The organism is Streptomyces venetus (assembly GCF_039540295.1).
Lineage (GTDB): Bacteria > Actinomycetota > Actinomycetes > Streptomycetales > Streptomycetaceae > Streptomyces > Streptomyces venetus.
Genome location: NZ_BAABET010000013.1, coordinates 44,908 through 67,484 on the forward strand (window position 1 = coordinate 44,908; position 22,577 = coordinate 67,484).

26 protein-coding genes, 3 pseudogenes and 1 riboswitch are annotated in these 22,577 nt (G+C 68.0%); of the genes and pseudogenes, 13 read left to right on the top strand and 16 right to left on the bottom strand.

Annotated elements, in window-relative coordinates; translation table 11 throughout:
- Positions 1-54 precede the first annotated feature (54 nt).
- Entirely contained in the window at positions 55-399 is a 345-nt protein-coding gene (locus ABEA82_RS33755; protein ID WP_345665548.1) for a hypothetical protein, read from the bottom strand.
- Positions 400-592: 193 nt separating this feature from the next.
- Here ABEA82_RS33755 and ABEA82_RS33760 point away from each other — a divergent pair, with 193 nt between their 5' ends.
- Positions 593-829 carry an STAS domain-containing protein gene (locus tag ABEA82_RS33760; protein WP_345665549.1) on the top strand — a complete coding sequence of 79 codons (237 nt, stop codon included), beginning with the start codon at positions 593-595 and terminating at the stop codon, positions 827-829.
- Positions 830-1,490: 661 nt separating this feature from the next.
- On the opposite strand, the gene ABEA82_RS33770 is transcribed toward ABEA82_RS33760, so the two are convergent.
- Positions 1,491-1,682 carry a hypothetical protein gene (locus ABEA82_RS33770; RefSeq protein WP_345665751.1) on the bottom strand — a complete coding sequence of 64 codons (192 nt, stop codon included), beginning with the start codon at positions 1,680-1,682 and terminating at the stop codon, positions 1,491-1,493.
- A 462-nt stretch (positions 1,683-2,144) separates the two neighbouring features.
- On the opposite strand from ABEA82_RS33770, the gene ABEA82_RS33775 reads away from it, so the two are divergent.
- Positions 2,145-2,936, top strand: a complete 792-nt coding sequence (locus tag ABEA82_RS33775) for a carbon-nitrogen hydrolase family protein (protein ID WP_345665550.1) — start codon at positions 2,145-2,147, stop codon at positions 2,934-2,936.
- 563 nt (positions 2,937-3,499) lie between these two features.
- Here ABEA82_RS33775 and ABEA82_RS33780 read toward each other — a convergent pair.
- The 3 genes from ABEA82_RS33780 to ABEA82_RS33790 all read right to left on the bottom strand — a co-directional run bounded on the left by ABEA82_RS33780 (position 3,500) and on the right by ABEA82_RS33790 (position 5,705).
- The gene (locus ABEA82_RS33780; protein WP_345665551.1) at positions 3,500-3,703 is read right to left on the bottom strand and encodes a DUF6207 family protein; all 204 of its coding nucleotides are present in this window, start codon (positions 3,701-3,703) and stop codon (positions 3,500-3,502) included.
- Between the two features lie 190 nt (positions 3,704-3,893).
- A complete protein-coding gene (locus tag ABEA82_RS33785) occupies positions 3,894-4,796 on the bottom strand; it encodes an MBL fold metallo-hydrolase (RefSeq protein ID WP_345665552.1) in 903 nt (300 codons plus the stop codon).
- A gap of 66 nt (positions 4,797-4,862) precedes the next feature.
- Positions 4,863-5,705, bottom strand: coding sequence for an alpha/beta fold hydrolase (locus ABEA82_RS33790; protein WP_345665553.1), 843 nt, complete (start codon positions 5,703-5,705; stop codon positions 4,863-4,865).
- 187 nt (positions 5,706-5,892) lie between these two features.
- Here ABEA82_RS33790 and ABEA82_RS33795 point away from each other — a divergent pair, with 187 nt between their 5' ends.
- On the top strand, positions 5,893-6,597 hold the full coding sequence (locus tag ABEA82_RS33795) for a TetR/AcrR family transcriptional regulator (protein WP_345665554.1): 705 nt from the start codon (positions 5,893-5,895) through the stop codon (positions 6,595-6,597).
- A 644-nt stretch (positions 6,598-7,241) separates the two neighbouring features.
- Here the strand turns inward: ABEA82_RS33795 and ABEA82_RS33800 are convergent.
- The 4 genes from ABEA82_RS33800 to ABEA82_RS33815 all read right to left on the bottom strand — a co-directional run bounded on the left by ABEA82_RS33800 (position 7,242) and on the right by ABEA82_RS33815 (position 9,631).
- Positions 7,242-7,613, bottom strand: a complete 372-nt coding sequence (locus ABEA82_RS33800; RefSeq protein WP_345665555.1) for a nuclear transport factor 2 family protein — start codon at positions 7,611-7,613, stop codon at positions 7,242-7,244.
- Positions 7,614-7,711: 98 nt separating this feature from the next.
- The gene (locus tag ABEA82_RS33805; protein ID WP_345665556.1) at positions 7,712-8,293 is read right to left on the bottom strand and encodes an NADPH-dependent FMN reductase; all 582 of its coding nucleotides are present in this window, start codon (positions 8,291-8,293) and stop codon (positions 7,712-7,714) included.
- A gap of 119 nt (positions 8,294-8,412) precedes the next feature.
- Positions 8,413-8,880: a nuclear transport factor 2 family protein gene (locus ABEA82_RS33810; protein WP_345665557.1), complete on the bottom strand. Its 468-nt coding sequence runs from the start codon at positions 8,878-8,880 to the stop codon at positions 8,413-8,415.
- 124 nt (positions 8,881-9,004) lie between these two features.
- Complete coding sequence (locus ABEA82_RS33815) at positions 9,005-9,631, bottom strand: TetR/AcrR family transcriptional regulator (protein WP_345665558.1); 627 nt, start codon at positions 9,629-9,631, stop codon at positions 9,005-9,007.
- 8 nt (positions 9,632-9,639) lie between these two features.
- Between ABEA82_RS33815 and ABEA82_RS33820 the strand changes: the two genes are divergently transcribed.
- The 3 genes from ABEA82_RS33820 (at position 9,640) to ABEA82_RS33830 (ending at position 11,600) form a co-directional block, all read left to right on the top strand.
- Positions 9,640-9,858 carry a hypothetical protein gene (locus ABEA82_RS33820; RefSeq protein WP_345665559.1) on the top strand — a complete coding sequence of 73 codons (219 nt, stop codon included), beginning with the start codon at positions 9,640-9,642 and terminating at the stop codon, positions 9,856-9,858.
- 643 nt (positions 9,859-10,501) lie between these two features.
- Positions 10,502-11,194, top strand: a complete 693-nt coding sequence (locus ABEA82_RS33825; RefSeq protein ID WP_345665560.1) for an alpha/beta fold hydrolase — start codon at positions 10,502-10,504, stop codon at positions 11,192-11,194.
- Positions 11,195-11,477: 283 nt separating this feature from the next.
- Positions 11,478-11,600 (top strand): hypothetical protein, encoded by a 123-nt coding sequence (locus ABEA82_RS33830; RefSeq protein WP_345665561.1) that lies wholly within the window; start codon positions 11,478-11,480, stop codon positions 11,598-11,600.
- Positions 11,601-11,694: 94 nt separating this feature from the next.
- On the opposite strand, the pseudogene ABEA82_RS38770 reads toward ABEA82_RS33830, so the two are convergent.
- The 3 genes and pseudogenes from ABEA82_RS38770 to ABEA82_RS33840 all read right to left on the bottom strand — a co-directional run.
- Positions 11,695-11,847 (bottom strand): annotated as a pseudogene (locus tag ABEA82_RS38770) (serine/threonine-protein phosphatase); the annotation flags it as partial.
- A gap of 29 nt (positions 11,848-11,876) precedes the next feature.
- Positions 11,877-12,743: a bifunctional 5,10-methylenetetrahydrofolate dehydrogenase/5,10-methenyltetrahydrofolate cyclohydrolase gene (locus ABEA82_RS33835; protein ID WP_345665737.1), complete on the bottom strand. Its 867-nt coding sequence runs from the start codon at positions 12,741-12,743 to the stop codon at positions 11,877-11,879.
- 22 nt (positions 12,744-12,765) lie between these two features.
- Positions 12,766-12,851: riboswitch (ZMP/ZTP riboswitch) on the bottom strand.
- A gap of 187 nt (positions 12,852-13,038) precedes the next feature.
- A complete protein-coding gene (locus ABEA82_RS33840; protein ID WP_345665562.1) occupies positions 13,039-13,647 on the bottom strand; it encodes a TetR/AcrR family transcriptional regulator in 609 nt (202 codons plus the stop codon).
- 46 nt (positions 13,648-13,693) lie between these two features.
- On the opposite strand from ABEA82_RS33840, the gene ABEA82_RS33845 reads away from it, so the two are divergent.
- Positions 13,694-14,158, top strand: coding sequence for an SRPBCC family protein (locus tag ABEA82_RS33845; RefSeq protein ID WP_345665563.1), 465 nt, complete (start codon positions 13,694-13,696; stop codon positions 14,156-14,158).
- A gap of 638 nt (positions 14,159-14,796) precedes the next feature.
- Positions 14,797-15,348, top strand: coding sequence for a phosphatase PAP2 family protein (locus ABEA82_RS33850; RefSeq protein ID WP_345665564.1), 552 nt, complete (start codon positions 14,797-14,799; stop codon positions 15,346-15,348).
- Between the two features lie 284 nt (positions 15,349-15,632).
- Here ABEA82_RS33850 and ABEA82_RS33855 read toward each other — a convergent pair whose 3' ends face one another.
- Together ABEA82_RS33855 and ABEA82_RS33860 are read right to left on the bottom strand one after the other, a co-directional pair.
- On the bottom strand, positions 15,633-15,752 hold the full coding sequence (locus tag ABEA82_RS33855; RefSeq protein WP_425588579.1) for a hypothetical protein: 120 nt from the start codon (positions 15,750-15,752) through the stop codon (positions 15,633-15,635).
- A 69-nt stretch (positions 15,753-15,821) separates the two neighbouring features.
- Positions 15,822-16,190, bottom strand: coding sequence for a gas vesicle structural protein GvpA (locus tag ABEA82_RS33860; RefSeq protein ID WP_345665565.1), 369 nt, complete (start codon positions 16,188-16,190; stop codon positions 15,822-15,824).
- 398 nt (positions 16,191-16,588) lie between these two features.
- On the opposite strand from ABEA82_RS33860, the pseudogene ABEA82_RS33865 reads away from it, so the two are divergent.
- From ABEA82_RS33865 to ABEA82_RS33880, 4 genes and pseudogenes are all read left to right on the top strand, one after another.
- Positions 16,589-17,418 (top strand): annotated as a pseudogene (locus ABEA82_RS33865) (DUF2382 domain-containing protein).
- 367 nt (positions 17,419-17,785) lie between these two features.
- Positions 17,786-18,157, top strand: a complete 372-nt coding sequence (locus tag ABEA82_RS33870; protein WP_345665566.1) for a phage holin family protein — start codon at positions 17,786-17,788, stop codon at positions 18,155-18,157.
- Positions 18,154-18,636 (top strand): DUF3618 domain-containing protein, encoded by a 483-nt coding sequence (locus ABEA82_RS33875; RefSeq protein ID WP_345665567.1) that lies wholly within the window; start codon positions 18,154-18,156, stop codon positions 18,634-18,636. The genes ABEA82_RS33870 and ABEA82_RS33875 overlap by 4 nt, the downstream gene beginning before the upstream one ends.
- Positions 18,637-18,650: 14 nt before the next feature.
- Positions 18,651-18,902 carry a DUF4235 domain-containing protein gene (locus ABEA82_RS33880; protein WP_425588580.1) on the top strand — a complete coding sequence of 84 codons (252 nt, stop codon included), beginning with the start codon at positions 18,651-18,653 and terminating at the stop codon, positions 18,900-18,902.
- Positions 18,903-19,190: 288 nt separating this feature from the next.
- On the opposite strand, the pseudogene ABEA82_RS33885 reads toward ABEA82_RS33880, so the two are convergent.
- Positions 19,191-19,306: pseudogene (locus tag ABEA82_RS33885) on the bottom strand (IS5/IS1182 family transposase); the annotation flags it as partial.
- Positions 19,307-19,960: 654 nt separating this feature from the next.
- Between ABEA82_RS33885 and ABEA82_RS33890 the strand changes: the two are divergent.
- Positions 19,961-20,812, top strand: coding sequence for an RCC1 domain-containing protein (locus ABEA82_RS33890; RefSeq protein WP_345665568.1), 852 nt, complete (start codon positions 19,961-19,963; stop codon positions 20,810-20,812).
- 819 nt (positions 20,813-21,631) lie between these two features.
- Here the strand turns inward: ABEA82_RS33890 and ABEA82_RS33895 are convergent.
- Positions 21,632-22,480 (bottom strand): SDR family NAD(P)-dependent oxidoreductase, encoded by an 849-nt coding sequence (locus ABEA82_RS33895; protein WP_345665569.1) that lies wholly within the window; start codon positions 22,478-22,480, stop codon positions 21,632-21,634.
- Between the last annotated feature and the right edge of the window lie 97 nt (positions 22,481-22,577).

The window sequence follows — 22,577 nt, forward strand, 5'->3', positions numbered from 1 at the left end:
GCCCTGAACGCCACTCGCGCCGCCCGGCACGGCCTTCAGTAGATTCGCTGTCCGTCAGGCCAAAACCAGCAGGTCACCACCGTCTGATGGCCCCGTGACAGTGTGTCCGAGCTGGACCAGCAGGCCCGAAACGGCAGCCTGCACCACCGCCTGCATACTGTCGCCTGAGGCTCCGGGCTGGTCCATCACCAGCGAGGCGAACCAGTCCGAGGCCGTCCACCGCACCAGCACCCCGGCCGGCACGTCCCTCACGGCAAGCCCCGGCCTGCCCTCCTCCGCATCCCCAGCGACCAGGTGAAACCCCGCCTGCGCCAGGGCATGCCGAACCTGCACGAGCAGGCCGGAAGGGGCAGATGACACAGGCTCCGCCTGCCCCGCATCCCGGCGATCAAGCATCACGGGTCGAATAAGAGATTCACAGGGTGACATACCAGTCATTTGCCGCATACCGTGTGGAAAGTTCAAGGCAACGACGGAGGCATAGATGGACCGCGTTGCACTTCATTCATCGGACCCACGGCTGACCATCCAGCCAATACGTCCTCCCAGCGGCGGCGACACCCTCACGCTCGCCCTCACCGGGGAACTCGACGTGCACAGCGTCACCTCCCTCTGCGACGTCGCCGTCGCCTCCGTCGAGTCCGGCATTCGCCGCCTTCGTCTCGACATGACCGGGGTCACCATGTGCGACAACGGCAGCCTCTACATGCTCCTCGGCCTCCAGCATGCGCTGCGCGCCACTGGCGGGGCCCTCGCCATCGCCACCACCAGCGCTCCCGTCGAAAGCGCCCTCACGGCCAACGGACTCAGCCACCTGCTGGAGAACTGAACCTGCACGGGTAGCGAGGACGACCTGCCGCAGCTGGTCGGCGACGTGGCCGCCGATCCTGCCGGGATCCGCCGCCCGGGCGGCCGGGACCGTGGGGTCGCTGTCCCACACGATCACTTCCACGGCTTCGGCGGTGAGGTCCAGCTCCACAAGGACGGGGCCCGGAGCGTACCTGCTGGTGACCAGCTCGCTGACCACGAGCTGGGTGACGTCCCTCGTGCGCGCCGGCACCAGCACGTCGAGGAAGGCGGCCGCGTGCTGGTGGGCGTCGGCGACGCCCCCCCCACACACACTGCGGTCCCGGTAGCAGCAGGATGCCGGGGCGACAGAGGGGACGGGAGTTGGATGGCAGGGCAGCGGCCAGCGGCGGCGTGCCAGCACGACCGACGGCGTGGGAACGCTCCAGCCCCCATACCTTGGGCGGCCTGGCGGGGGGGGATCTTTGGTGTCCTGCGGTGCCACCCGGTTCGGTTCAGGCCGCTCGGCGGCGAGACAGGACGCCCACCAGGTAGCGCAGCTCAGTGTCCTTGCGCATGCACGGCTGCGGTTGCCCTCATAGCCTGGTGTGGGAGCTCACGGCCCGTGGCATGGAGCGTCGTGCTGACCAGTAGGTTCTCGGGCTGTCTCACGGCGCGGCCAGACACCTCAAACTGATCGTAGGTCAGCTCCCGTCGTACTCATCCAGACGGCCTGCCTGCTGGGTCTGCTGCCACTCTGCGAGGAAGGCTGCCGCGGTCGGTGTCGATTCAGGGCCCTGGAGCTCGATCTGCCGAGCCACCCAACCTTCGGCATCGACCTCGAAGTAGAACCAGACGTCTTCCTCGCCCCAGTAGCAGCGCATCCATGACGTCACTGCCCCATGATGACGCTCCGTGCAGGACGGGGCGGGAGTTGCCAGAACGGTGGCGGTCAGGGCTGCGGGTAGGGCGGCGCGCTGTGGGCGCGGGGATGTGCTGAGCATCAGGTCGCCATCGATACCGCCGCCCACGACCACTACCGCAACCACCCCGCCGACGCATTACGACTCGGTCTCACGGGCTGAGCACGCATCACTCCTGGCCCGTCGCCTCACCATGCTGCAGAACTTGCGAATTTGTTGAAGCTGTGGATCCGGCTGGACTTCCAGGGCAACCATGCGGAACTGATCGATCCCCTCGCCGCACCAAGACGGTGAAAGGTCTCCAGCGGGCTCTGCCGAGCAGCAGCCGAGCCGCCGTCCTCTATGCGGGTCCGGTACAGGGAGCGCAAGTGTCGATTGCGGGAACGGTTGCGAATCGTGTTCGAAACGACCAGCTTGTGCAGCACAATGACTGGCATGACACGACTTCGCATCGCGCTCGCCAACCTCGTAATTCCCGAGAGTCCAGAAGACTCTGTGGTGCGAGCCGAGCGAGCGGTCAGAGCCGCTGCTGCTGCCGACGCGCGTATTGTGTGCTTCCCGGAAGCATACGTGCCGGGCTACCCATGGCCGCCGCACTCGCGGAATACCGTGAGCGCCAACTTCTTGGAAGCTGCGCACGAGCGCATCGCCCAGGCCGCGCGTGAGAGCCACATCTACGTGGTGCTCGGTACGGAGCGGTACGTTTCCGACAAGCCACGCCTGACCATGCTCGTACTTCGACCCGACGGCGATCGAGCGGGCTATCAGGACAAGGTGCAGCTCGATCCGGAAGAAGATTCCACCTACGAAGCGGGCAGCGATCGTCGGATATTCGAAGTCGACGGCGTCCGCTTCGGCATCGTGATTTGCCACGAGGGATTTCGCTATCCGGAGACGGTGCGCTGGGCTGTTTGCAACGGCGCCCAGTTGGTGTTCCATCCCCACTACAGCGAAGCGGAGCCCGGCGCGTTTCAGCCGACCGACTTCGCCGACCCGAGAAACTCCTTCCATGAGAAGGCATTTCTATGTCGCGCCGCCGAGAACAATTGCTATATCGCCGCCGTCAACTGCGCAAGCCCGGGGTCGCCCACGACATCCGCCGTAGTACGGCCGGACGGCACGCTGCTTAGCCATCAGCCTTACGGAAAGCCGGGGGTGTTGGTCTGTGACATCGATCCCGCCGAAGCCACGCCACTGCTCGCGCAACGCCTGAGGACTTGCTCTTGAGTTGAAAAACGCTCACTGTGTGATCAGTTCCGGACTAGTCGTGCATAGCTGTTGTCTTGTCGTGCCCGGGCAATCTGGTGCTGACTGTCGTGGCAGAGGCAGGCGAAGCCGCCTGCCTCGCAGCATCAGTGCCGCATGGCCCAGATCTACGGAGGCCGCGATGAATGGGACCTCCGAGGCGGCTGCCCCAGCCTGACGGGGGAACGATCACTCGGGAGACGATCTACAAAGCGCCGAGACGTTTCTGATCAGAGGCACTCGTGCCCCCCCGGCAAGGGCATCGAGACCTCGACGCGACTTGGCCGTCACCGCTGGACCATCGAACGCACCACGGCCTACCGCAGGCTCGCGCCCAACCGGCGCAGCAAGACTCAGGTGTTGGCGGCGCCATAGCGCAGGACATCGCCTTGCGGAAGCAGGTATCCGATGTCCCGCGTCTGCGGCGGACCACAGGGCACTCAGGACGGCCTGAAGCTGGTCGTCATCACTCGATCCAACCTCTATAGCCAGCTCGTAGTAGCCACCGGACCAGTTGGTCTGGTCCCGGAAGGCAGCAGGACTCGTCATGACGCGATCATGCGCGGGCTGATCGGCTGGCGCAGGTCCAGGTAGCAGCGCAGCCGTACTCCGGGCTCGCCGGCGTCGCGCGTCGCGTGCTGTGCAGGCGCCGTCGCCCACCGATCGGCGAGCAGTTGCTGGAAGGCCAGGGCGGTGGCGTCGTCGGCGGCCGCGATGTCGACGGCGACCAGGTGGGAGTGAGCGTGCACGATGCACCGGTGATGGGGAAGACCCGGCCCGATGCTGTGATGTGCTTTCCGGCGAGCCGCGAGGCCCTGGGACGGCCGAGTAGGTGGGGCGCGTGGTCACGACGTCGCAGCAGGCCGGCGAGGTCGCTGATGCGACGCCGTCCATTGGTGGGGCTCGGCCTGTCGGCTCGCTGCCGACAGGCCGACCGGGCTACTGGCGCCAGGCCGCGACGAGGTTCTGCACCGGGTCACCGCCTTCGCGCGCGAGGTAGAGGGCGCGGGAGCTGACCCACAGAACGGTCGGGCCGATGTGGTGCGGGTAGCGGCCGAGCATGGCCCGGAAGAACGCCTCCGGGGTGTCGTGCTCGGCCAGGGCGGTCTCGGCGTCGTCGAGGTAGCGGCGGGTCTCGGCTAGCAGCCGGTCAGCGTCGTCGTCGAGGCTGCTGTTCTGGTGGCCGGCCACGATACGGCGCGGGGCGAGCGCGGCGACGGTGTCGATGGCCTTGCGCCAGGCGCCGAAGTCGCCGTCGGCGGACTCGGCGAGGTAGACGTGGACGCCGTTGTAGAGGGCGTCGCCGGCCACCACGAGGCCGAGGTCGGGCACATGCACCACCGCGCTGTCGTCGCTGTCCGCGTGCCCCACCGGTATGAGGTGGACGTCGTGTCCTTCCAGGCCGAGGCGGTTGCCGGGCGGTGCGACGGCCGTGACCGGGGAGGCGGGGATCTGGCCCGGCCACAGGATGTCCCAGAGGGCTTCCCGGGCGGACGCGTTGTTGTGCATCTGCGCGATGGTGGCCTCGCAGGTGATCACCTGGGCGCCGAAGCGGTCGGCGAGTACGCCGGCGGTGAACCAGTGATCGCCGTGCCCGTGGGTGACGACGATGTACGTCAGCCGCTTCCCGCTCGCCTCCACCCAGTCACCGACTGCCTGTGCCTGGTCGAGGGTGAGCGGCGGGTCGACGAGCACGGCGTCCTGCGTGCCGTGGATCAGGGTGACCGCGATGGGCTGGAAGGTGCGGGGCTCTCCGTTGGGAAGCGGTCCGGGACCGGCCATGGGCAGCGGGTCCGCGACGAACACGTCGTAACCGAGGCCGGAGGTGGTGCTGGTGGACATGATGTCTCCTGTTGATCCGTGCGTGTGGTGCGCTGGTCGGTGAAGTGCTGGGTGTGGTCGGGTTGTTCACGGGCGGTCGAGGAAGTCCTTGACGTCGGCGGCGAACTCCTCGTGGTGCTGGAAGAGGAAGCCATGTGCCGCGTCCGGGTAGATCTTGATCTCCGCGTCGGGGATGAGCCCGGCGAGCAGGTGGGAGTAGCGGGGGAGGATCATCGGGTCGCTGTCGCCGTTCGCGACGAACACGGGTGCCTGGATCGTGGTCACCCGCTCCAGGAGGGCGGTGTTGGGGATGCCCCAGGCGGTGACCGCGTCGTACTGCGCCTGGCGTGTCTGCCAGGTGGTGGGTGCGTCGAATTCGGTCCGGGTGAACATCCGCCCGAATGCCTTCTCACCGGCGGAGCGGCTCTCGGTTGAGCGGGCGTAGAAGACATCGAGCACCTTGGCGGGAATGACTTCCGGCTCGCCGACGGAGTCGATGACCCACTTCGCCCACCCGTGCATCCCGGGCGCGCCCTGGGGGGCGGCCGAGGCGAGCACGAGTCGGCGTACCAGCGAGGGCCGGATCAGCGCGATCTCCTGGGCCACGAAGGAGCCCAAGGAGAAGCCGAGGATGTCAACCCGGGCCAAGCCCAGGGCGTCGAGGAAGGCGATGGCGTCCAGGGCCATCAGCTCGACCGTACTGGGCGTGGTGCCACTGGATCCGCCGACGCCGGTGTTGTCGAAGGCGATGATGCGCCGGTCCTGGGCCAGGGCGTCGACCAGTGCTGGATCCCAATTGTCGAGGTTGCCCCGGAAGTGCATGAGCAGCACCAGCGGCACCTCGCCCTCGCCGGTCTCGCGGTAGGCGTACTCGATGCCGTTGCCGGCGGACACCGTCTTGACGGGTGCCTGAGCGTAGAGCTGTTTCATCGGGCTTTCTCCCTTTGGGATCGGCCCCCCGCGGAGGTCGGGATGGATGCTCCGGCGCAGAGAAACCGCTGGTCGGCTCTGCACGCCATCGCTGTTCACCACCACGGTATAACGATCGCTATACTTCGACAGCACTGACGCTACTCCCTTCCGCAGCACATGTAAAGCGATCGATATACTTGCGGGTATGGAGACTGAGGCAGCGACCACCAAGGCCGCCCGCGGCGGCGGACGCGGCGCGCGGGAGCGCATCCTGCGGGCGGCGGGCGAGCTGTTCTACGCGCGCGGTATCCACGCCACCGGCGTGGCAGCGCTCATCGAGGCCGCGCATGTATCGCCGCGAACCTTCTATGTGCATTTCCCGACCAAGAACGCGCTGGTGGAGGAGTATCTGCGCCGGTTCGAAACGGAGACGCCGCTGCTCGCCGAAACAGAGCTGGAGCGCACCGACCTGACGCCGGTTCAGCGACTGCTGGCGATCTTCATGCCGATCGACGGGGGCCCAGCGACGGTGATCCGCGGCTGCCCGTTCCACAACGCCGTCGTCGAGGGCGCCGGGGAGCTGCCCGAGATCGCCCACCTCGCGCAGCGACACAAGCGGGCCTTCCGCGACCGCCTCGTGGCCACCGCCGCCGAGGCCGGAGCATCCGACCCGCAGGCCCTGGGACGGCAGCTGGCCGTGCTCTTCGAGGGCGCCAACGCGCTCGCGGCCTCCAGCAACGACGCGGAGGCGTTCACGGAAGCTCGGCGTGCGGCCGAGACGCTGCTGGAAGCGGCGTTGAGCACCGTCATCGGGGACCACTCCCCCGTCGACGGCCACGGCCTTCCCGGGCGCCGCCAGAGTGCCGAACAGGGTGCCGATCTTGATCGGAAAGGTGAAAGTGCCTTCTGAGGCGGGAAGACGAGGCTCGTCCATGGTCTCTGTCATCCCGCGGGAAGGAGGCTGGAGGCGGGCGCCGGGCGCGCTGATGCGAGAGGCGATCTGGTCGGGGATCTCCAGTGGTGACAGGTGGCCGGTACCGGTGAGCTCGGTGAGGGTGGCAGTGGGGATCAGGGGAAGCAGGTGCTCGCGCAGGATCTTGGGCGGGTCCACCTTGTCGTCGCTGCCGGCCAGCTCCAGGACGGGGACGTTGATCGCACCCTCGCACCCGCTCTGTCCGTGAAGTCCTCCAGCAGCGCCTGTCGCGGCCACGCGATGCGGGCTGCCTCGCCTGCGCGGGCGCTGTCCTCGTGTACCTGCCGGCGTGCCTGCGCAGACAGCCCGCCGTTGGTCGGTACGAGATCACCCTCGGGCTACCGCCGTAGTCGGTTTCCTCATGGAGGAATGCCTGCGCGAGGCAAACCCAGTGGGCCTGCGGGCGGTACGCCGGGCCTTACGCATCCCGCGTCGAGAATGGGGCGGCCTGGGCGCCGGGCCCGCCGTGGCCTCAGCCGGGCAAATGCGAGGTGAGGATGTCGGCAGGCTCGGTTGGCAGGGCGGTCGCGCCGGCTGGCCCTGTCGACGGCGCGTGGACCGACAACCGTGGTCGGCGAACCCTAGGACGGTTGCCGGATCTCTGTGACGAGTGTGTAGAGCTCGATGACGACGCCGTTCCGGGTACGAGCGATGTCCATGCCACTGACTATCGGCGGCTGTCCAGCCGGGCCGTACTGGAAACCGAGGTGGCCGATGTCGTCCAGGCCTGACGGACGGCCTACGGGGCGAAAGACCCAGTCCGGGTTCTCGGCACGCAACTCTTCGGCACGGCGTGCGAGTTCTGTGCGCCCCTTGTTGATGCGGTCCGGCTCGTGCCACACCACATCCTCGGCATAGTGCTGCGCAATGACTGCGGCCCGACGGACTGGGTCGGGCTCGTTGAACACCTCGAGGAGGTTGACTCGCACGAGGTCGGCAGAGGATCTGGTCATCGTGAGCCCATTTCCGGGAACTGGTCGTTGCAGTTCCACTGTTCCGGGGATTCTCCGTCTGCCGCGAGGGGCAGTCCCCTGCTTGGCTCCGCGGGGCTTCATGACTGCGCGCCAACGGCTGCGGTCGTCCGCAGGGGCGCGAGCGCCGAGGTCCAGGCGACAACTTGGTCGAGCATGGTGTCCAGCGCATGCAGGTGGTGGTCGCCTGGTTTGAAGACGCTGTAGTTCTCGAAGTCGGTGAGCAGAGAAAGGAGGACCTGCTGGCGTACGTCGGCCATCTGGAGTTCGGCGGCGACCAGACGCAGCTGCTCCGCGGACCGTGCGCCGCCCGCGCCCCCGTAGGAGACCAGGCCGAGGGCTTTGTTGTTCCACTCGGCGTAGAGGTAGTCCAGGGCGTTCTTCAACACGCCGGGGATGCCGTGGTTGTACTCGGGGGTGACGATGACGAATCCGTCGTACGCGGCGACGGTCTCGGCCCACTGTCGGGTGTGCTCGTTCTGGTACTGGCCGAGCGAGGGCGGCAACGGCTCGTCGAGGTGGGGAAGGGGGTGGTCGCGCAGATCAAGCAGCTCAAAGCCGGCGTCGGTCCGTCGCGAGGCACGGTCGAGGACCCACCACGCCACTTGGTCTCCGACGCGGTTGGGCCGGGTGCTGCCGAGGATGATGCCCATGGTGGTCATGGTGAGACCTGTCTTTGGTTCGCAGTGCTCGGCACCTGCGGGACATTCGCTGCCCGAGAGATCGCCGATCGAGCAGGCGCATTACCCAGCAGCCGATTGCGGGGTGCCAGAGCGGTCGGTCAGCTCGGCACGGCGGCCGATGCGGTGACGGCGGCGGCGAAGTCCGGCTGCACACCGAGCTGGGCGAGCATGACGCTGAGCCCGACGTAGCAGTTGAACTGCTTGATCTTGCCGTCCTCGATGTACCAGAAGTCGGCGGTGGGGATGCTGAGCTTGGCGCCGGTCGGCCGTATGGTGCCGGCCGGCGTTTCGAAGGGACCGGTGAAGGTGCCCTCGATCGTCAGCTCTACGGCGACGACGTTGCCCATCACATGGAACCGGTGGAGCTCACGGTGAACGTCGGGGGCCAGCGTGCCCATGAAGAGGACCACATCGCCCAGGTGCTCACCGCGGTAGCTCTCTCCGGCGACGACGTTGTTCAGCACACCGTCCTCAGCGAAAAGGTCCACGAAGCCCTGGACATCCAGGACGCTGCCCTCGGCGGCGTGATACGCCGCCCGGACGACGGCCTCTGCATCGATGGCCATAGTTCTCTCCCACCGCGAGAATCTAATCAAACACTTGATTAAAAGTGTGAGCAGCGGCCGGACCCTTGTCAAGCGATCGTTTGAATTCCTCGCGACAGGTCCCCGCTCCGCCTGGTCGACGACTTCAGGCGCCGGCCGGACCCCCTCGGAACGCTCCAGCCACCACCGGAACGAGCATCCGCTCGACCCTCTCTGCGGACTCGGCGGCCAGTTCGGCCCCGATCGGCGCCAGCGCCAGCCAGTTCAACATGCCGGCCGCGCAGCGCGTACGGAAAACGAGCTCCTGCTCGCCGACCTCCGGAAGGTTCATCGCCAGCACGCGCACGGCATGCCGCCGGGCCTGCTCGAACTTGCCGGTCAGCCGTTCCCACCCCACGGGCGGATCGATCCCGACCCGCGCCACGGTCCGCATCACGGCCAGTTCCCGCCCCCCGGCCGTGAGCGCGTTCATCATCGGCCGCGCGAACGCCTCGGCCAGTTCGTTCAGGGTGGCAGTCCCCGCCAGTGCGTCGAGGGCCTGGATCTGCGCGTCCAGGTACCGCTCCAGCGCGTGCTCGATGGCCGCGTCACACAGTCCCTTCAACGACCCGAAGTGATAGCTCACCGCGGCGACATTCGCCCCTGCACTCTGCGTGATCTCCCGCAGCGTCACGCCCTCCTGGCCACGCTGCGCCAACCGCTCCAGCGTGGCCAGCAGCAAGGCGTTCCGGGTCCGCTGACCCGCTTCACGACGGAGATCCGTCTTGTCCACCCTCACAAGTGGAACTCAAGCGACTGTTTGACTTTGCTGTCAAGCGACCGCGCCGCGGGATGGCGCCCTCCCCCGGCCTCACCATCACGTCCGCGCTCATCGAGCGCTTCGGCCTGTTCGCCATCATCATCATCGCGCTCGGCGAGACGGTCGCCGGCGCGGTCGAGGGCCAGCCCACGAGCCCGCGGGTGCCCTCACGATCACTGTCGGCCTCGTCGCCATCGTGATCGGATTCAAAGACCGAATCCCACTTCTCCGTACCCCGGCAGCACCTACATCTCGTGGTCCCTATGGAGGCCAGCGACTGTGCTCGCACGAGCCAGCCGGACCAGGAGTGCCGGCCAGCGCCCGACCAAGCCCTGATCGGACGGGGTCACTGGCCGATGGCAGCGAGTTCCGCGATCGAGTTGGCGGGCAGGGTCAGTTCGGCGGCGGCGATGTTCCTGGGCCTGGAGATCGGTGGGGTCGAGCGAGGTGATGACGCCGCCCTGGCCGTCGCGGCGACGGTCCTTGGGCGGCCCGAAGACTCCGGGTCCGGCCAGCTGCATAGCGCCGTATCCCATGCGAGTGATGGTCAGGTCGTCGGCGAGAGTCAGCGTCCGGAGCCTCGCGTGGGTCGTCCTGAAGTGTCTCCCGGGAATGTGCCAGCCATATCCGACTGGATGAAACTGCCGGGAGCGGGTGACGGCGCCGACGACGGCTTCGGCGGTGTCGCGGCGGGCCGGGCGGCGGGCCACTGTGATGTCGGGGCAGGCGTGGGCGAAGTCCATCTTTCGGCTGCCCCTGGCGGGGCTCGGCGTGCGGTGGTTGCCCCGCCGGGATTTGCTTGGTGAGTCGACACCTCCGGCTTCGCCGAAAGGACACCGTTCCATGGCTGACAGGCCCGCGATCGTTCTGGTACACGGCGGTTTCGTGGACGGGTCCGGCTGGCGGCCGGTCTACGACCTGCTCACCCGCGACGGCTACCGCGTCCGCGTGGTGCAGAACCCGACCCTGTCGCTGCAGGGAGACACCGCCGCAACGCGGTTGATCGTCGACGCTCAGGACAGCCCGGTCGTGCTGGTCGGTCACTCCTACGGCGGCGCAGTCATCACCGAAGCAGGCACCAACCCGAACGTGGCGGCACTGGTCTACATCGCGGGCTTCGTGCCGGACGCGGGCGAGTCGGTCAACACGCTCATCTCCGGTTTCCCCACCGACGTGCCCGGACCGCCGATCCTGCCGCCCAAGGACGGCTTGCTGTTCCTCGACCGGGACAGCTTCCACACAGCGTTCGCCGGCGACCTGCCCGCCGATCCAGCCGCGTTCATGGCCGACTCGCAGGTCCCCTGGGGGGTGGACGCCCTCGGCCAGCAGGTCACTCAGGCCGCCTGGCGCACCAAACCGAGCTGGTACATGCTCACCACCGAGGACAAGATGATCCCCCCACCCGCCCAGCGCACCATGGCCGGCCGAGCCGGCTCGACCACCGTCGAGGCCGCGGCCAGCCATTCCGTGTACGTGTCACAACCGGATGCAGTGGCCGACCTCATCAAACGGGCCGCGGCTGCCGTGGCGCCCTAGGGTAGGCGCTGTCCGGCGGATCAGGTGGCCGTGATGGCACCAAGTTAGTTCTCGCGGGGGGCGGGCCGGACTGCGCCTTGTTGCAAGGTGTTTGTGCCCCTCGGGCATGAGCAGGACCGCCAGTGCGGCGAAGTGGGTGATCGAGGGCTTCACCCAGCGTCGGCTTCCTGACGATGCCGCCTGGCTCACGAGCACCATCGCTCATTGAGCCTACGGATCAGTGGCGGGCGCGGCTTACGGCATCGTGGCCGGATCACTGCCCAGGCCCTCCCCTGCATATGGCGTGCCTTTCGGCGCTGCGGTGTTCGCCGGTGACTACGTCACCTTGCCGATCGCAGGGCTCGACAAGCCGATCTGGCAGTACGACAACATGGGCCAGCAGGTCGCCCTGGAGATGGTGCAGTAGTTCGTCGGGATCGTCCTTGGTCCACTTGGGCGCTTGTTCGGTGAGGGGGGGAGAAGAGTCCTTCGCTGTTGCGGGCTTCGGTGACGCCGTCGGTGTAGGGGAACAGCAGGTCGCCGGCCTCGAAGGGGAACGTCTGGACGTCGCAGGCGGTGATGCCGAAGGGGCCGCCGAATCCGATCGGGAGATGGCTGGGCGGCCCCCGTCTCTGCGCCGCCATCGTCGACCGGCTCACCTTCAACGGCGCCATCAGAAGTCAGTGAGCTGCTCGCGAGGCCATCACTGGTGCTGCATTCCGAGCTGGTTCGCCGCGGCCTGCACGGTCTGCGTGAGCAGGACGGCAATGGTCATCGGCCCGACGCCACCGGGAACCGGTGTGATCAGACCAGCTCGGGTGAGGGCGGTGTCGTAGTCCACGTCGCCGACGTTTCCCGGGTTGTAGCCGGCGTCGATCACGACCGCGCCAGGCTTGATGTCCTCACCGCGGATCAGCCGGGGCTGCCCCACGGCTGCTACCACGACGTCCGCTTCCCGGACGACCGCCGACAGGTCGGTCGTCCGGGAGTGGCAGTACGTCACCGTTGCGTCCTCGGCGAGCAGGAGCATCCCCGCCGGTTTGCCGAGAATCGCGCTGCGACCCACCACGACGGCGTGCTTGCCTGCGAGTTCGACGTCGTACGCTTCCAGCAACCGCATGATCCCGCCCGGAGTGCAGGACACGAAGCCCGGCAGCGCGAAGCTCATCGCGGCGAAGGAATGCATCGTGACCCCGTCGACGTCCTTCTCCGGAGCGATGGCCTCGAACGCCGCTCGCTCGTCGATGTGCGGGCCGCAGGGGTGCTGGAGCAGGATGCCGTGCACTTCCGAATCGCTGGACAGGCCCGCGAGGGTGTCGATCAGTTCGGCGGTCGTGGTGGTGGCGGGCAGACCGATATGCCGGGACTTAATGCCCGCCTTCGCGCACCGCGCTCGTTTCATGCGGACGTACGTGGCCGACGCGGGATCCTCTCCTACCAGCACCGTCGCCAGACAGGGACGGGTCCCCGTGCGCCGTGAGATCTCCGCCGCCTTGGCAGCGGCCTCGTCGACGATGCGTTTGGCAAGGCTGGTGCCGTCCATGATCCGGGCCGTCTGAATCGGAGACATCGTTGCCCTCCAGGCGTTGCTGACCACTCGCCCAGGCGCACGGCATCGACGTCACGTCAGACCGCTCCCCGGTGGTGCTCCACCTCAGCGCCAGTCACGGCCCACGCTGCACTGTAGTAGACGCAGCATGCACACACCGATCAGCGCCCTCGGGTGGAAGCGACGCGCGAAGGGCCGCCCCTCCGCAATGACGCCAGATCACGTGAACACTCCTGACGCAGCCACACACGGCATCGACGCTGCGAAGCAGGTCGAGGGACGTCTGGCCCAGCCGCTTTGCCTGATCGGTGACTCGTCACTCCGAGCCGTAGTAGAGCCGGAGGAACTCCTCCATCGCCGCGTCGACGCCGGCGCGGTCACCGGTAGCGAGCAGGTCGAGCAGCAGACCGCGGACGGTGGCAAGTCCCAGCCTGGCCCGCTTCCGGGCCGCGTCAGGCTCCGCCCCCGCACCGACCTCAGCAGCTACGAGCGGCTCCAGCCAGTCCGTCACAAGGCCTTCGAGGACCGGGACGGCCTCGGGACGGCCGCGCAGCGCGTGCCCGCAGATTTCGAAGAAAAGCCGTTCCTGACCGGCCAGCCGAGGGTCCGTCAGTTGCCGCCACAGCAGCCGCGCGACATCGGCGGGCGAGAGACCGGGCTCCAGGCGCAGCCGGGACAGCACATCGCGCTGGCGCCGCTCCGACGTCCGGACGATCTCGACGAGCAACTGTTCCTTGGAGCCGAAGTAGTGGATCAGCATGCGGTGACTGACACCGATCGCGGCGCCCAGCCCGCGCAGGCTCAGGTCCGCGATGCCGTGTGCCGCGACGTGGTCGACAGCCGCGTCCACCAGTTGTGCGCGCCGATCCCCAAGCGCGCCTTGCTCAGCCTCGCCCTTGGGATGCGAGTCGTCCGTGGTCACCACGTCACGACTGTACCAATCGGTACATGCCGCATGTACCGTGTGGTACATGAAGCCTGTCACCGTGTCGATCGACGTGCCTCAGACTCCCGAGCAGGTCTACGGCTTCCTCGATGTCATGGCCCACCACGAGCGGTTCACCGACCACTACCTGACCAACTGGCGCTACAGCGGCCCCGCCCGGGGCATCGGATCGTGCGCCACGGTCACCGCTGCGCTGGGCGGCACGAAGACCGATGTCACTATCAAGGTCATCGAGGCCGAGGCGCCGCGGCGCATCGTCGAACACAACGTCAGCGCGGCCGGTCGGCGACTGGCTCACGGCACCTACGCCATCGAACCGCTGCGAACCGGTGGGACTCACATCTCGTTCACGTACACGTGGGTGCACGCCCCTCTCGCCGACCGGCTGCTGGCCCCCCTCGTGCGGAACACGATGCGGCACGCCAACCGCACGGTCATGCGACGCCTGGCCAGCGAGCTGGCTCGCCACGTGTCCGCCGCCGAATCCTGACGTCGACAGATGCTGCCCCTTCCCCCAGGCGCAGGCCTGACACACCCACGGGGCCCTGCCCTCGGGCACGGGCTCCTCTAGCCGGCACTGCGTCTTAACCAGTGCCGAGTGCGGGGCGGACGTCGCCCTCGGGGCGCTGGAATGAGGACGGATGTGCCCCGAGCGCTGACCGCCGCGGCGACGGTATCGACCGAGTACGGGACACACTGCTCGCGGCATGAGTGCGTGTTTCTGATCTGGGATGCTGCGGCAGGCAGTGGCTGATCGTCAGGGATAAGGTCGCCAGCAAGTCGAGAGCGCGTTCGGCGGATGGAGGCGGCGGGAACGTTCACTGCGTATGGCGGCCTTGACGGGAGTAGCGGTCACCGCGACGGGGTGCACGGGTCGTTCGCACGGGTGGGCCCGGGACACCACAAACAGCACCAGCCGCACGCCGAGCTCGTCCGCCACCCGGATCGATGCCAGCCTCTTACCGGTCCCCGTCGCCGACACGGACACCCCGCGTCCCCACACGCACCACCGACCAGCCCAAAAAGCTTCTGTCGCTGGTTGTTGGCAAAGTGCCGGTGTGGCAGGCCAGGAGAGGCTGATCCCGCCTCGCGCGGCTTACCTCGGCGCTCTTGGGAAACCTGCAGTTCATGAGGCTGATGACGGGATTGCGCGAAGCTGATCGAGTGGTGACGCAGAGGGTGGCCTTCCGCATCCCGCCCAGCGTCGGCAAGGTGCTTTCGGCAGTGGAGGAAACTGCTGAGAGCACCAAGCTGTGGTGCGGCGCCGCCGCCGCGATGGCGTCGCTGGGCGGGTGGCGCGGCCGTAAGGCGGCAGTCAATGGCCTGGCCGCTCTGGTTCTCGCACAGCTGATCTCGAACGGGCTGTGCAAGCAGGTGGCCGACCGGCCTCGGCCACCGAAAGAATGGTTCCCCCACGACGAGGTCGACGACCGCCCCGACTCCTCCTCCTTCCCCTCCGGGCACACCGCGGCCGCGGTGGCATTCACCGCTGCCGCGGCACCCGCATGGCCGGCCGCCGCCACGGCGTGCGCCCTGCCGACCGCCATGGTCGCCCTCGAGCGGGTGCAAAGCGGCTCCCACTACCCCACCGACGTTGCCGCCGGCGCCGCCATCGGCCTGGCCAGCGCCTGGCTCACCCGCCGTTCCCTGGGCCTGATCCTGCGCCGCTGGCTGATTTGAGCTGCGGGGAGTGGTCGCGGTTCCACAATCAGCAGACCGAGCATCCGGGAGCGCGTCAGCAAGTCGAACAGATGAGCCTCGTGATTGACGTCGCCGTAGAAACACGGTCTGTTTTCCCATCACCACAGCCTCCGGCTCGGGGAACGCTTCTGCGGCGGCCTCCGGGACGGGGCCGGCGACACGTAACTCATATCCGCGAGCCGTTGACACGCAGCTCGAGATGCGGGTGATCCTGGCGGATGTCGTCGACTGCTGCCAGGAACCGCTCCGCACGGCGGCGGCGATCATCTCCCCGAGCCGGATCTTCTGCGGAAGTGGTGCGCACGCTCGGTGAGCACCGTGGTCACCGTTTCCCCGTTCGGGGAGGCGCTGCCGAACCGCATCGGCAGGACCACAGCGCCCACTCCGGCTTCGTCCCGTACACGCTGGTGGGCGAGCAGATCACGGCGCTTGGCCGCATCTCCTCGGGGGCGTCACCGACGCTCCCGACCCTCGTCGCGTGACTTCTGGAAGGCATCCGAGATCGTCTCCGCTGCGCCGGACAGGGCCCCCTTGGTCTTGCCCCGGGCGCCGGACTCCGTGACCTGCCCCGTGAGCTCCGTGAGGCCGGCCGGCTTGCGCGGCCCCGCTTCCAGGTCGAGGCGGTTGCACGCCTCGGCGAAGCGAAGGTAGGTGTCCACGCTGGCAACCACGATCCGTATGTCGATCTTGAGGATCTCGATACCGACAAGGGAGACTCTCACGAACGCATCGATCACCAGCCCGCGGTCGAGAATGAGTTCCAGAACGTCGTAGAGGCCGCTGGAACCGCCCCCGCCACCCTGCTGCGTCGCCACCGTCATCGCGACCAACCCCTTGTTCGTCTGTCTCTGCGCGGTCCCGTCAGCGCTGCCCCTCGCTGCGACGCAGGCTTCCGGGTGCGAGTAGCCGCCACCGCCTTCGACCAAACGTACGTACGAGCTTGGCGAAGGCCTGCCGGACAGCCACACCGCAACCGCTACGAAGGCTTCGGCCCTGACCTGGCGGACGGCGCTCAGCCGCCCTTCCCTATGCCGCGCGATCACCGGCCCGGCTGCGGGGAGTGTTCCTGCACCACCAGCCGGTACGGTCCGGGGGACACGAAGACGCCCGAAATGCCCACTTCTTCATTAATTCACTGTCTTGTTCCGGTTTTGTGCGCAGTGGGGTGGTGAGCCGGAACAGAACGAGCCGCACGCGAGAGCGAGAGGGTGAGCAGTCAGTGATCACCCACGAGCAGATCCCCACCGTGCTCGACCACCCGGTCTACGACACGGACGGCAACAAGATCGGCGATGCCAAGCATGTTTCCTCGACGACACCACCGGCCAGCCCGAGTGGGTGAGTGTGAAGACCGGCCTCTTCGGCACCAGTGAGTCCTTCGTCCCCATCCACGACGCCAGCATCGTGGAAGACCACTTGGAGGTCCCCTACGCCAAGGACACGGTCAAAGACGCACCCAACGTCGACGTCGACGCAGGCGGGCACCTCTCCGAAGACGAGGAACACCTCCTCTACGAGCACTACCACATCGACTGGGACGCAGCCTGGCAACAGGCGAACCGGGCCGGCGAGGGCGGCTGGGCCCGCGCCGGCACGGGGACGTCAGTCCCCTCCGGCGACGAAACGGACGCCTTGGCGACGGCCGTGTCCGGCACCGCCCGCCCGGATGACGCCATGACGCGCTCGGAGGAGCGCATGCGCGTCGGCGTCGAGCGTCGTGAGGCCGGCCGGGCGCGGCTGCGCAAGTACGTCGTCACAGAAGAGGTGCAGCTGACGGTTCCTGTGCGCCATGAGGGAGTCCGTGTCGAGCGGGAGCCGATCACGGACGAAAACCGCGATGCCGCACTTTCCGGGCCGGAGATCAGCGACGCCGAACACGAGGTCATCCTCCATGAGGAACGCCCCGTGACGCAGACCGAGACCGTGCCGGTGGAGCGGGTACGCATGTCCACCGAGGAACACACCGAGGAGGAGACGGTGCGCGGCCAGGTCCGCAAGGAGCGGATCGACACCGAAGGCGTAGACGACGAAGGCGGGCGCGACACCTGACACAGCACCCACTTCGCGCTACGCAGGCCGGCCCGCTCGGAACCCGCTCGAGCGGGCCGGCCTTTGCCCGGCAGCCCCGACCACCAGGCGCACCCCGGGACAAGCCGGACAGGCCGCCGCACGCCGAGGCCGCGCCATACGGCTCACCCCTACATGCCCCGGTCAAACCCCGCAGACGTCCTGCTGGCCGGCAGGTCCCCTGCCCTGAACTCGTCTTTTCCGGGTACTCGCGCGCTCATCGGATGATCGGGCGCATGACGCAGCCCGGCTGCCAGAACTCACAGGGATAGGAGGTGACCGCCGTGTCGAGCAGGCAGCCGCACTATGCCGGATCCGACCGCACCACAGCCGCTCCGGGCTGGAGCCGGTGAGCGAGCTGGTGCAGCGGGCCTCGCAGCAACTGACCGAGGTGGTGCGCGGCGAGATGACACTGGCCCGAGCGGAGACGAAGGAGAAAGGCAAGCGCTACGGCAAAGGCGGTGGCCTGTTCGGCGGAGCCGGCATCGTCGGCTTCCTGATACTGCAGGCACTGGTCGCCACAGCGATCGCCGCGCCGGCGGTGCCGCTGCCGGTTTGGACGGCAGCCCTCATCGTCACCGCGGTGCCGGCCATGATCGCCGCGGGCATGGCCATGAGCGGAAAGAAGCCGGTCGAGCAAGCCACCACGCCCGCGCCCGAGCAGACGATCGAGAACGTGAAGGCCGACGTAGCCGAGATCAAGGGGAGTGCCCACCGATGACCCAGCCACCCCACGACGAGCCCACCGCCTCCAGCCCCGACGAGTTGCGCGAGCAGGTAGAGCAGACCCGCAACGAGCTCGGAGAGACGGCCGAGGCGCTCGCGGCCAAGACCGACATCAAGGCGCGCGCTCAGGACAAGACCGCCGCGGTCAAGGAACAGGCCGCCGCCAAGGCCGGCGAGCTGAAGGAGCAGGCCGCGGTGAAGGCCGGGGAACTGAAGACGAAGGCCGCTGACCTGGCGCACCATGCGCAGGACCGGCTGCCCGACCCGGTCAAGGACAAGGCCGCCCAGGCCGCCGGGCAGGCCCGGGCCACAGCCGCTCAGGCCGGTCAGCTGTGGCAGGACAAGGCGCCCGAACCGGTGCGGCAGAAGGCGGCCCAGGGGGCGCAACTGACGCGGGACAACCGCAAGGCGCTTCTGGCCGCGGCGGGGGTGGCCGCCGCGGTATGGCTGGCTTGCCGCCGCCGGAAGGGGTGAGCCGGCTTGTAGGCATGAGGATCGCCTCCGAGCCGGTCGGTCTGGACCTCGGCGCCGTAAGCGGCATGGCCGTGGGAGCGGTGTTCAAGCAGACCTGGAAGATGGTCGGCCATGACCAGGAGGCCCCGGACGGCACCGGCGAAGATCGGTCCTGGAGCGAGGTGCTGCTCGCCGCCGCGCTGCAGGGTGCGATCTTCGCCGGGTCAAAGGCGGCCGTCGACCGCGCCGGTGCCACAGCGAACTGCCGCCTGCCGCCCGCCGCTTGACAAGAACTTGGCCCGGCTGACGCGTATACGCAGGTGGAAGGCCGGTGCGAGACGGGCACCGGCCCTCCCGCTTCCCGACCAGTACCCGCACGAAGAGCCCTCGCAGCCGCCGCCGTCGGTGGGCTTCCCGTGCAGCCGCCCGTTCCGCTGACGCGCTGCTGGCCCGGGCCTTGACCAAGCGGCTCCGGAACCGGCTCCTGGTGCAGGCGACGCGTTGACCAAGGTCGCACTCCCGGTCATCGGGGTGTTGTTCGAGTACCTGGGCTGGCGAGGCGTCTCGGGACGCCGGGCGAGCCGTTCATAGTCCCGGGCATGCCGCGCCGGGCGTACAACATCCACTCGAGACTGCGCTCGACGACCCATCTGCGAGGGACCACGACGAGGCCGGAGAGGCCCTCATGTGCCGCCCCCGTCATCTCCCGGACCAGGGTGCCGACTTCGGAGAACGTGAGAAGTGGCAGACGCAACGTCAGCAGAGGAGACTTGAGCCCATGACATCACCATCCTCCACACGCGGAGAGCTGCTCCACGCGCCAGGCCCTCGCGACGCTCAACGCCCTCCGGTCATTTGACACCAGCGCCCTCGTGGATGTCCGTGTCGTCGGGGTCTACCGCGTCCTCGAGTGACCGACCGCCAGCGCAGACCCCGATCCTCACACCGTGCAGGAGAGGGGGCACGGATCGGACGTCATAGACGTGGCCGCATCGCCGCGCTCCAGGCCGGACGCGTCGCCGACGCTGCCGCCAAGCCGCAGTCCGCGCGTGGAAGTGTGTGAGGCGTTCGCCTCCCCGGTTTTTCGCCAGGGAGGCGCTGCGTGTTCGGGGTTCAGAAACAGGCTCCTGCTTCGCGCAGGGCGAGGGTAGGGCGGTGACGGGCGTCCGGCGGCGCGCGAAGGGTGTGAGTCGGCCGTGGTGTCCACGGTGACGGCCAGCCGGTAGCAGGTGGCCTGGGTACCGTGCCGTCATCTGCTGGCGAAGACTGAGGTCTCACTCTGATTCCAGTCCAAAGTAATGTGGAATTTCATGTCGCGAACTCGCGCCAAGGACAAGGAGGCGGCATGCTCGCTAACTCGTCGGCGCTGGCGGCCGGAAGGCGTCATTCGGTCGGACGACGCTGGGATGGAACCGTTCTTGCCGTGGGCCATGACGCAGCCGCTGAATGTCGTGTCGAGCGATGGGAAGACGTCGTCGCGGTGGCAGCCGGCAACGTCCATGCCGCGACGAACACGGGCAGGTCTCATACGGTGGGACTCCGGTCGGACGGCACGGTGCTGGCGACGGGGTGGAATGGCGATGGGCAGTGCGACGTCGCCGGATGGCGAGGCGTCACGGCTGTGGCCGCAGGCTGGCGCCGCACGCTCGGGCTACTCGCGAATGGCCGCGTGCTCGCGGTTGGCCGGAGTTCAGAAGGACAGTGCGACGTGCAGTCCTGGCGCGAGATGGTCGCCCTCTCGTGTGGTGACTGGCACTCGGTCGGCGTCCGGTCTGACGGTTCTGCACTGGCCGTGGGGAACAATCGACGACGGCAGTGTGCCGTTGAAGGGTGGCGTGATCTAGCCGCCGTTTCGGCCGGGTATCTCCATACCGTCGGCCTCAGAACCGACGGGCGGGCAGTAGCGACCGGAGACCGGGCAACCGGGGCGTGCGAGGTCGACACGTGGCAAGACGTGGTGGCGCTCGGCGCGGGCAGTTACCACACCGTCGGGGTCACCGCGTCCGGACGGGTCCTCGCAGTGGGAGACAACAGCAACGGACAGTGCGAAGTCGGTGATTGGCGCGACATCGTCGCCGTGGCGGCCGGTTCAACGCACACCCTTGGCCTGCGCGCCAACGGCACAGTCGTGACCGCAGGTAACAATGCCGACAGACAGTGCGAAGTCGATGACTGGTCCGGAGTCCAGCTTGCCTAGGCCTCCAGGAAATCGCGCCAACGCCAACTGACAAGCCGGTATTTAGGAGCCCCAGGGGTTTCATTCTGATTCCAGACCTTCGCGGCGGAAACGACAGGACCTGGGGCCGGGCCGTCCGGGGCATGAGTCGGACACCGAGCGCTCCGCCGCCCGGCGCCATTGGGTGTGGGGGAAGAATGGCTCCATCAGCAGTGGCAAGGCCGGGGTCTTCTACTCCAAGTAGGACCGCGCGCCGCCGACGCGGGCTCCTGCTGGGGCTGGCCGGCGCCGCCGGCCTGACCGGTCCGGCCGTGTGGTTTCTGCCCGGCGACGTCCTGCCCGGCGGCGTTTCCGAGGGGGGCTACCGGGTCGGCACGGCACTCGACGGTGACATCCAGGCCGGCATGGAGGTGACGAGCCCTCATGCGCAGATCGGGAAGGAGTGCTGGGTCGCCCTGCCCACGGCCGACAACATCTCCGATCGGCCGCTGACGCTGTTGCGCGGCGAGATCACGCGGATTCCCAAGGGGCTCAAGATCACGGGGTACAAGGCCCTCAGCCACGAAGACACCGACGGGCACCCGCTGCGCGCCTCCCCGGGTCGAAGGCTCACCCGGCATTCCGGACCTCACCACGCTGCCCGACCACTGCGTATCCAGGATCCGTCTCGGGCCGCCCCTGAAGGTCCAGGACTGAGGTCCTTCACGCCCCGGGCCCGCATCGCACGCCCTGTTCGGTGCCGGGCGCGGTGGTGGCCGGGCGTGGATCGAGCGTGGTCACCGTCGCGATGAGCCTGAAGTCGGCGCGGCTGAGCCGGGGTCGGCCCTGGCCGACTGCGGATTACTGCTGGGCGGCGTTCTGGTATCGCGGGGCGAGTGTGCTGGTGGACGAGGAGCGGAGTCCGAATTCCGCCGCGGCGATGCGCTCCACCGCGTCGCCGTCGACCAGTCCGGGCACGCACACGACCTCGCCGGTTTCCAAGGCCCTCAGCGAAGCGGTCACCACGTCCTCGACGGGCATGCCTCCGTCGTCGTGTACTCGCGCCACATCACCGGCCACCGGATCCTGGCCCTGGGTGAGATGGAACTCGGTTGCCGTCAGCCCGGGGCACAGGACCTGCACGCGGACCGGCGCACCCTCCAACTCCGCGGCGAGGGTTCGACTGAAGGTGACGACGTACCCCTTGGTCCCTCCGTAGACCGCCCGCACCGGCAGAGGGTCCGGCGGAAGCGAACCGGCGAAGGCAAGTGTGGACGCCACATTCACCACGGCGCCGTGGCCGCGTGCCAGCATGCCCGGCACGGCTGCCCGAGCGAGCCGGGTGAGCGCCACCACGTTCACGGCCAGCACCTTCTCCAACAGTGCTGTATCGGTCTCGGCGAAGGGGCCGTAGCCGTTGATGCCCGCGTTGTTCACCAGCAGTTCGACGTCGTCCTCGGCGGTTCGCCGGGCAACCCGGTCCAGGTCACCGGCATCGCCCAGATCCGCGACGACGGTTTCCACTCGTATGTCGTGCTGCCCGGTCAGCTCCGCGGCAAGTGCGCGCAGACGCTCTGCGCGACGCGCCACCAGCACCAGATCATGACCACTTGCAGCGAGCCGACGTGCGTAGGCCGCGCCGATGCCCGAGGAGGCACCGGTCACGACGGCTGTTCCCCTGGCGGGAACGGATTCGGGATGGATAGTCATGAAGTCCTCCTAAGTATTGGCGACTCGACGTATTCGCGATTCGACGTATTCGTCATTCGACGTATTCGTCATTCGACGGTGGCATCCCTCAGGTGGA

Excerpts from the sequence above, each read along its gene's own strand:
- ABEA82_RS33790 (WP_345665553.1), bottom strand. The coding sequence starts at position 5,705 with ATGAAACAGCTCTACGCTCAGGCACCCGTCAAGACGGTGTCCGCCGGC.
- ABEA82_RS33800 (WP_345665555.1), bottom strand. The coding sequence starts at position 7,613 with ATGACCAGATCCTCTGCCGACCTCGTGCGAGTCAACCTCCTCGAGGTG.
- ABEA82_RS33880 (WP_425588580.1), top strand. The coding sequence starts at position 18,651 with ATGAGGATCGCCTCCGAGCCGGTCGGTCTGGACCTCGGCGCCGTAAGC.
- ABEA82_RS33890 (WP_345665568.1), top strand. The coding sequence starts at position 19,961 with ATGCTCGCTAACTCGTCGGCGCTGGCGGCCGGAAGGCGTCATTCGGTC.
- ABEA82_RS33845 (WP_345665563.1), top strand. The coding sequence starts at position 13,694 with ATGAAGCCTGTCACCGTGTCGATCGACGTGCCTCAGACTCCCGAGCAG.
- ABEA82_RS33825 (WP_345665560.1), top strand. The coding sequence starts at position 10,502 with ATGGCTGACAGGCCCGCGATCGTTCTGGTACACGGCGGTTTCGTGGAC.
- ABEA82_RS33895 (WP_345665569.1), bottom strand. The coding sequence starts at position 22,480 with ATGACTATCCATCCCGAATCCGTTCCCGCCAGGGGAACAGCCGTCGTG.
- ABEA82_RS33860 (WP_345665565.1), bottom strand. The coding sequence starts at position 16,190 with ATGACGGTGGCGACGCAGCAGGGTGGCGGGGGCGGTTCCAGCGGCCTC.
- ABEA82_RS33875 (WP_345665567.1), top strand. The coding sequence starts at position 18,154 with ATGACCCAGCCACCCCACGACGAGCCCACCGCCTCCAGCCCCGACGAG.
- ABEA82_RS33795 (WP_345665554.1), top strand. The coding sequence starts at position 5,893 with ATGGAGACTGAGGCAGCGACCACCAAGGCCGCCCGCGGCGGCGGACGC.
- ABEA82_RS33785 (WP_345665552.1), bottom strand. The coding sequence starts at position 4,796 with ATGTCCACCAGCACCACCTCCGGCCTCGGTTACGACGTGTTCGTCGCG.
- ABEA82_RS33810 (WP_345665557.1), bottom strand. The coding sequence starts at position 8,880 with ATGGCCATCGATGCAGAGGCCGTCGTCCGGGCGGCGTATCACGCCGCC.
- ABEA82_RS33775 (WP_345665550.1), top strand. The coding sequence starts at position 2,145 with ATGACACGACTTCGCATCGCGCTCGCCAACCTCGTAATTCCCGAGAGT.
- ABEA82_RS33850 (WP_345665564.1), top strand. The coding sequence starts at position 14,797 with ATGAGGCTGATGACGGGATTGCGCGAAGCTGATCGAGTGGTGACGCAG.
- ABEA82_RS33805 (WP_345665556.1), bottom strand. The coding sequence starts at position 8,293 with ATGACCACCATGGGCATCATCCTCGGCAGCACCCGGCCCAACCGCGTC.
- ABEA82_RS33835 (WP_345665737.1), bottom strand. The coding sequence starts at position 12,743 with ATGTCTCCGATTCAGACGGCCCGGATCATGGACGGCACCAGCCTTGCC.